This is a genomic window from uncultured Nitratireductor sp., assembly GCF_913053745.1.
In the GTDB taxonomy this organism is placed as follows: domain Bacteria; phylum Pseudomonadota; class Alphaproteobacteria; order Rhizobiales; family Rhizobiaceae; genus Nitratireductor.
The window spans coordinates 1-6416 of the sequence record NZ_CAJXGF010000207.1; the positions used below are offsets into that span (position 1 = coordinate 1).

6 protein-coding genes and 1 pseudogene are annotated in these 6416 nt (G+C 59.6%); 2 read left to right on the plus strand and 5 right to left on the minus strand.

What is annotated here, in order from left to right; translation table 11 throughout:
* From moaD to QZ638_RS21830, 4 genes are all read right to left on the minus strand, one after another.
* Positions 1-250, minus strand: a 250-nt coding sequence (gene moaD, locus QZ638_RS21815) for a molybdopterin converting factor subunit 1 (protein ID WP_295814495.1), incomplete at its 3' end; no start/stop codon positions are given.
* Entirely contained in the window at positions 247-846 is a 600-nt protein-coding gene (pgsA, locus tag QZ638_RS21820) for a CDP-diacylglycerol--glycerol-3-phosphate 3-phosphatidyltransferase (RefSeq protein WP_295814499.1), read from the minus strand. The genes moaD and pgsA, both read right to left, overlap by 4 nt.
* 216 nt (positions 847-1062) lie before the next feature.
* Positions 1063-2994 (minus strand): excinuclease ABC subunit UvrC, encoded by a 1932-nt coding sequence (uvrC, locus tag QZ638_RS21825; RefSeq protein ID WP_295814511.1) that lies wholly within the window; start codon positions 2992-2994, stop codon positions 1063-1065.
* A 32-nt stretch (positions 2995-3026) separates the two neighbouring features.
* A complete protein-coding gene (locus QZ638_RS21830; RefSeq protein ID WP_295814501.1) occupies positions 3027-3791 on the minus strand; it encodes an SDR family oxidoreductase in 765 nt (254 codons plus the stop codon).
* A 314-nt stretch (positions 3792-4105) separates the two neighbouring features.
* Here QZ638_RS21830 and QZ638_RS21835 point away from each other — a divergent pair, with 314 nt between their 5' ends.
* The gene (locus QZ638_RS21835) at positions 4106-4699 is read left to right on the plus strand and encodes an outer membrane protein (protein WP_295814504.1); all 594 of its coding nucleotides are present in this window, start codon (positions 4106-4108) and stop codon (positions 4697-4699) included.
* 54 nt (positions 4700-4753) lie between these two features.
* On the opposite strand, the gene QZ638_RS21840 is transcribed toward QZ638_RS21835, so the two are convergent.
* The gene (locus QZ638_RS21840; RefSeq protein WP_295814508.1) at positions 4754-5695 is read right to left on the minus strand and encodes a calcium/sodium antiporter; all 942 of its coding nucleotides are present in this window, start codon (positions 5693-5695) and stop codon (positions 4754-4756) included.
* A gap of 303 nt (positions 5696-5998) precedes the next feature.
* Here QZ638_RS21840 and QZ638_RS21845 point away from each other — a divergent pair.
* Positions 5999-6416 (plus strand): annotated as a pseudogene (locus QZ638_RS21845) (porin family protein); the annotation flags it as partial.

Consider the following 6416-nt stretch of genomic DNA (forward strand, 5'->3'; position numbering starts at 1 on the left):
TCCGATCTGGCGGGAAAAGCGCGATCTCGCCGTCGGCAGGCAGGGGAGCGGTGTGCTCGGCATGTTCCTGATTGATGGCGACGCGGATCACCTCCGAGCGCTCCAGCGCGGTTTCGTAGTTTTCGCCGCGGCCTTTCAGCCATATGAGAAGGTCCGCAACGGTATCGATGCCGGTCGGCAACTCAACCGTTTCCTCGGGCACGCCGATCCGCTCACGCACCCAGGCGAAATAGATGAGCTTCATGGTCATTCCTCCGCGATGTGCTTCAGCCCGGCGCGGAAATAATCGTAGCCCGTGTAGAGCGTGACGATCGCGGAAATCCATAGCAGGGCGATGCCGAGTTGCGTAGTGTAAGGCAGGATCTTGTCGCCGGCCGGGCCGGCCAGAAGAAAGCCGATGGCCACCATCTGGATCGTCGTTTTCCATTTGGCCAGTTGCGTTACCGGCACACTGACCTTGAGAGCCGCAAGATATTCGCGCAGGCCCGAAACCAGGATTTCGCGGCAAAGGATGATGATCGCCGCCCACAGCGTCCATCCGGCGATCGTGCGGTCGGTGTCGGCGGCCAGAAGCAGCAGGCAGGTGGAGACCAGCAGTTTGTCGGCGATGGGATCGAGCATTTTTCCGATGTTCGACGTTTGCTTCCAGATCCGAGCGAGATAGCCATCGAAATAGTCGGTGATGCTGGCGGCAATGAAGAGCGCCAGCGCAGACCAGCGGGCAAAGTCGCTCGATTGAAGCCGGCCTTCCAGGAAGAAGCACAAGACGATTGCCGGCACGGCGAGAATGCGGCCATAGGTCAGGAGATTCGGTATGTTGAATGCCGGTGTGCTACGTCTGGCCATGAAGCGCGATCCTGCTCCGGTCTGCCGCGGAGCGCCTACGAGCGCTCCAGCCTGTTGAATTCAAACCCGCCGCGTCCAGGCGCAAGGGGCGCAGGAATACGATGAATGCCCCCAATCGGGCCTGAACCGGCGGTGTGCCAATCATCTCCTGTCAAATCAGAAGCCGAAGCCGACGGCAAGCGTCAACCGGGACCGGCGCGACGAAACAACGCCACCTCAGCCGTTTTCGTGGAAATGGTTGTAGATTTGGCGGGCGATGGCCTCGGATATACCCTCCACCGCCGTCAGATCGTCGACCCCGGCACGGCTCACCGCCTTGGCTGTCCCGAAGTGGTGGAGCAGGGCGCGTTTACGCCCAGGGCCGATACCGCCGATCTCGTCCAGCGGGTTCTTCACCATTTCCTTCTTTCGGCGTGCCCGGTGAGAACCGATAGCGAAACGGTGTGCTTCGTCGCGCAGCCGTTGGACGAAATAGAGAACAGGGTCGCGCACCGGCAGAGTAAAGGAGGACTTTCCCGCCGTAAAAAAGCGTTCGCGTCCCGCCTCTCGGTCGATTCCCTTGGCGACGCCGATGGCCGTGACCATGTCGGCGATCCCGAGATCTTCCAGAACCTGTGTGACAGCCGCCAGTTGTCCCTGACCACCGTCGATCAGGAGCACGTCGGGCCAGGCAGGCATCTCCGCTGCATCCGTCTGCTCATTGCCTTGGTTCTGCGCGCTGTCGAGATCGGGCAGGCCGTTTTCCTTGATCAAGCGCGAAAAACGCCGCTGCAATACCTCGCGCATCATGCCGTAGTCGTCGCCGGGTGTGATGTCGGTCGAGCGGATGTTGAATTTTCGATATTGGTTCTTCGCAAAGCCCTCGGCACCGGCCACGATCATGCCGCCGACCGCGTTCGTGCCCATGATGTGCGAATTGTCGTAAACCTCGATGCGGCGGGGCGGGCTTTCGAGACCGAAGGTTTCTGCAAAGCCTTCCATAAGGCGAGCCTGCGATGACGTCTCTGCAAGCCGGCGGCCGAGCGCCTCGCGCGCGTTCTGAAGGGCGTGATCGGTGAGGTCCTTTTTCTCGCCACGCTGCGGGCGGAATACCTGAACGCGTCTGCCGGCGCGTGTCGAAAGCGCTTCGGCGAGAAGCTCCTGCTCCTCGACCTCGTGTGACATGAGCACCATGCGCGGGCAGGGCTTGTCGTCGTAGAACTGGGCGAGAAAGGCGCCAAGCACTTCTCCAGCCTCCAGGCTCGGATCGGCTTTTGGAAAATAGGCCCGGTTGCCCCAGTTCTGTCCGGTGCGGAAGAAAAATACCTGAATGCAGTTTTGTCCGCCTTCCTGGTGAATGGCGAAGACATCGGCTTCTTCAAGCCCTTGCGGATTGATGCCTTGATGACTCTGCACATGACTGAGCGCGGAAAGCCGATCACGGTACACAGCGGCGCGTTCAAAGTCGAGCGCTTCGGAGGCTTCCTGCATGGATTCGGCAATCTCCGCCTTCACCTTGCTGGAGCGACCGGACAGAAAGGCTTTCGCTTCGGAGACGAGTTCGCCATAACCTTCCTCGTCGATTTCGCCGGTACAGGGACCAGAACACCGCTTGATCTGAAAGAGAAGGCAGGGGCGGGTGCGGCTCTCGAAGACCGAATCGGTGCAGGTGCGCAGGAGAAAGGCGCGCTGCAGCGAGTTTATCGTGCGCCCGACTGCACCAGCCGAGGCGAAGGGGCCGAAATAGTCGCCCTTTCTCGAACGCGCACCGCGATGCTTGAAAATCCCCGGAGCCGGATGGTCGCCGGTCAGGAGAATGTAGGGAAACGATTTGTCGTCGCGCAGAAGCACGTTGAAGCGCGGGCGCAGCCGCTTGATGAGATTGGCTTCCAGAAGCAACGCTTCCGTTTCTGTCCGTGTGACCACGAACTCCATGGAAGCCGTTTCACGAACCATGCGGCCGATGCGGTTGGTGTGCCCGCGCCCCTGGGCGTAGTTGGTGACACGCTTTTTCAGGCTGCGGGCCTTGCCCACATAAAGCACATCGCCCTCGGCGTTCATCATCCGGTAGACGCCGGGAGCGTTGGGCAACCGTTTCACGGCGGATTGGATGACTTCGATGCCAACCACACCGTCGGTGGTCTTGCCGGAATCCCATTCCAGCGCCAAACTTGCCGGTTCTTTTAGTTTCGTCTTGGCGTTCACTCGGGCACTCCCGCGACGTCCGGCGTCTCCCAGGCCAGATGCTGCCCACCATCGAGCGCGATCATCTGCCCGGTGATCGAGCGTGTTTCCCAAAGATAGCGCACCGTGCGGCCGAAGTCGTCCAGATCCGGGCCGCGTCTCAGCACGAGGGCGTCGGTCTGGCGGTCGAAGTCTTCCTGCCGCTGCCGTTGGTTGGGCAGGCTGGGACCAGGGCCGATGGCATTGACGCGGATATTGGGTCCAAGCGCCTGTGCCATGGTTCGGGTCGCGGTCCAGAGTGCCGACTTGGATAGCGTGTAGCTGAAGAAGCGCGGATTGAGGCGCCAGACACGTTGGTCGATCATGTTTACGATCAGGGCTTCCCGGTCGGCCGGCAAGGCACACGCAAGCGCCTGCGTGATCAGTGCCGGCGCTTTCACATGCAGGTCGAAATGCGCGTCCCAGCCCTCATCGGTGAAATCCGCAATACCGTCATCCTCGAAGAGGGAAGCGTTGTTGACCACGATTGAGGGCAGATCCAGCGCTTTGCGGGTCTCCGCGATCAGCTTTCGGGTTGCCGAACCGTTCTGCAGGTCGGCCTGAACCACCGCCGCCTCCCCACCGGCCTGAATGATTTCCCGAGCGAGGTTTTCGGCTTCCTGACGAGAGCGGCTGCAATGAATCGCGATCGCAAAACCATGATGGGCGAGGTCGCGCGCGATGGCCGCGCCGATACGCTTTGCGCCTCCGGTGATCAATGCTGTTGCCTTGGAGTGAGCCATGTCGTTTCCGTATCGTTTCACTCGGTCGCGAATCTTTCCGGTTGGAGCCGTCAATTCCACATTGTCATGTAAGCCCAATGCGGTGTGGCTCCAACCCCATCGAGCCAAGGACCATTCATTGCTGACACGAAGGATGCCAGCAATGAATGTGGTTAATATTATATTCAAAAATAATAATAAAATTACTTATATTGCCCAATTTAAGACAGAATCATTTTAGATTTGTGTCTCGCATTTTTAAATACAGGTGTTTTATGAAGTATATTAATTGTTTTTGTATTGTATCTATTCTTTCTTGTTCTGGCGGTGCGGTAATGGCCGCGGACCTCGTCCGACAGGAGCCCATCGCCGAAACGCCAATGGCCATCGACACTCCCATCAAGGATTGGGTCGGCGGGTATGCCGGTGTCACCGCGGCAGCGGGGCGTTCCGGGCTCAACGAGGAAAAGTGGAATTTCTTCAAACCCGATGGTTTCGCGGCAAGCGGCTTTGCCGGTTACAATTTTCAGAACGGGGTGTTGGTTTATGGCGCCGAAGGTGACCTGGGTTACAACGGTTTGAAGGGAAACGATCGCGGCGTGGCGCTCAAAGGCGGTGTGGAGGGCTCGCTTCGCGCCCGTCTCGGCTACGCGGTGACCGACAATCTCCTGCTTTACACAACGGCGGGTTTGGCCGCCGGCCGGGTCGAACTGTCGGAAGGCGGCAAGTCCGACACGAACACCATGCTGGGTTGGACCGCGGGTGCCGGTGCGGACGCTATGCTGACGGACCGGGTGTTCGCGCGGGCCGAATACAGGTTCACCCAGTACGGCGATTTTGCCGCAAAAACATTCGATCTGGGAAGCGGTTCGGCGACGCCCACCTGGGGCAGCCACCGGGTCGGTATCGGTTTCGGCGTGAAATTCTGATCGCCCGACCCTGTCGAAAGCAAAGCCGGAGTTGTTCCGGCTTTGTTGCCGCCATCAAAAAACGGTTGCAATGTACGCGGCAAAACCGGCCAGCATCGCACTGCCCATGAGCTTGCCGGATGAGATGCGCAGAAAACCGAGCAGTGCGAGCACGCAGGCCGCCGCAAGCATCACCCACATGTCGATGGAAACGATGCGCTGATCGACGGCTATCGGTGTGATGAGTGCGGTCAGTCCCATGATGCAGGCAATGTTGAAGATGTTCGAGCCGACGATATTGCCCAGCGCCACAGTGGAATGACGCTTCAGCGCTGCCGCCAAGCTGGTTGCCAGTTCCGGAAGAGACGTACCGATAGCGACGATCGTCAATCCGATGACCGCGTCGCTTACGCCAAAGCTTTCGGCAATCCCCACCGCACCAGCGACCGTCAGTTGCGCGGCTACGGGAAGTCCGATCAATCCGACAAGCAGATAGAACACGATCCGTTTGCGGTCATGCGGTGCTTCACCGACGTCGTCATGAAAATCGTGATCGGCGGGGACAGCGCCGGTCAATGCGTCGCGGGTCTGCCAGGCAATGAAGGCGCAAAGGCCAGCAAAAAGCGCCGCGCCTTCAATTCTGCTGATCACGCCACCCGAGAGCATCCACATGAAGACCGCCGTGGTGACAAGCATGGCGATGAGGTTGCGCCGCAAACCCACGCCGTCCGAGACGATGGGGTGGATGAGGGCAGGCACACCCAGAACCAGAAGGACATTGGCGATGTTGGAGCCGACGACATTACCGACAGCCAAACCGGGTGCACCCGAAAGGGCAGCCTGGATGGAGGTGAACAGTTCGGGGGCGGATGTGCCGAACGCCACCACGGTCAGGCCGATGATGAGCGGCGAGATTCCCAGGTTCTCTGCCAATCCCACCGCACCCTTCACAAAGACATCGCCGGCCACCACCAAAAGGGTGACGCCGACCGCCAGGGTGAGCAGGCTGAAAAGCATGAAGAACCTCATTAGAATCGAATTGGCCGGCAGAATATAGGGGCTCCTATGCGCTCTCCCAAGGTCCTGACTGACCTCTGTTGCACATTTACAACGTCAATTTTCCGCCTCATTGGTGACAATGAAAGACCCCTTTTTCGGGCACGTTCAGCCTTAATTCGCGCCCAGATAAGGGGCATGCGAAGTCGGGCCTGCTTCCTCCCGATGTGGTTCGGCTTCGCCAGCGTGGTGCGTTTTAAGGGCATGAAGCCATGAGGGGCGCCCGCAGCTTTGAAAATGCTAGTGGCTTAAGGAGTATGGACCATGAAAGCCCATAAGAACGTCATTCTGTCCACGGTTGCCGCCGTTGGTTTCGTCGCTGCGGCAGGTGCCGCTCAGGCCGCTGACGCGGTGATGGAGCAGCCGCCTGCACCGCCTGCGGCTCCGGTGATTTCCACCCCGATCAACGATTGGGAAGGTGGTTATGCCGGTATCGCGCTTGGCTACGGTTTCTCCGGTGAGACCTCGACCCCGGGCAACGACATTGACACCGACGGCTTCGTCGGCAACGGCTTCGCCGGTTGGAACTTCCAGTCGGGCAGCTTCGTCTACGGTGTTGAAGGCGATGTCGGCTACAACGGCATGGAGGGCACGAACGCTGGCGTTGAATCGAAGAGCGGCGTTGACGGCACGCTGCGCGCCCGTCTCGGCGTCGCGGCAACCGAGCACATCCTGATCTACG

Excerpts from the sequence above, each read along its gene's own strand:
- QZ638_RS21830 (WP_295814501.1), bottom strand. The coding sequence starts at position 3,791 with ATGGCTCACTCCAAGGCAACAGCATTGATCACCGGAGGCGCAAAGCGT.
- pgsA (WP_295814499.1), bottom strand. The coding sequence starts at position 846 with ATGGCCAGACGTAGCACACCGGCATTCAACATACCGAATCTCCTGACC.
- QZ638_RS21835 (WP_295814504.1), top strand. The coding sequence starts at position 4,106 with ATGGCCGCGGACCTCGTCCGACAGGAGCCCATCGCCGAAACGCCAATG.
- QZ638_RS21840 (WP_295814508.1), bottom strand. The coding sequence starts at position 5,695 with ATGCTTTTCAGCCTGCTCACCCTGGCGGTCGGCGTCACCCTTTTGGTG.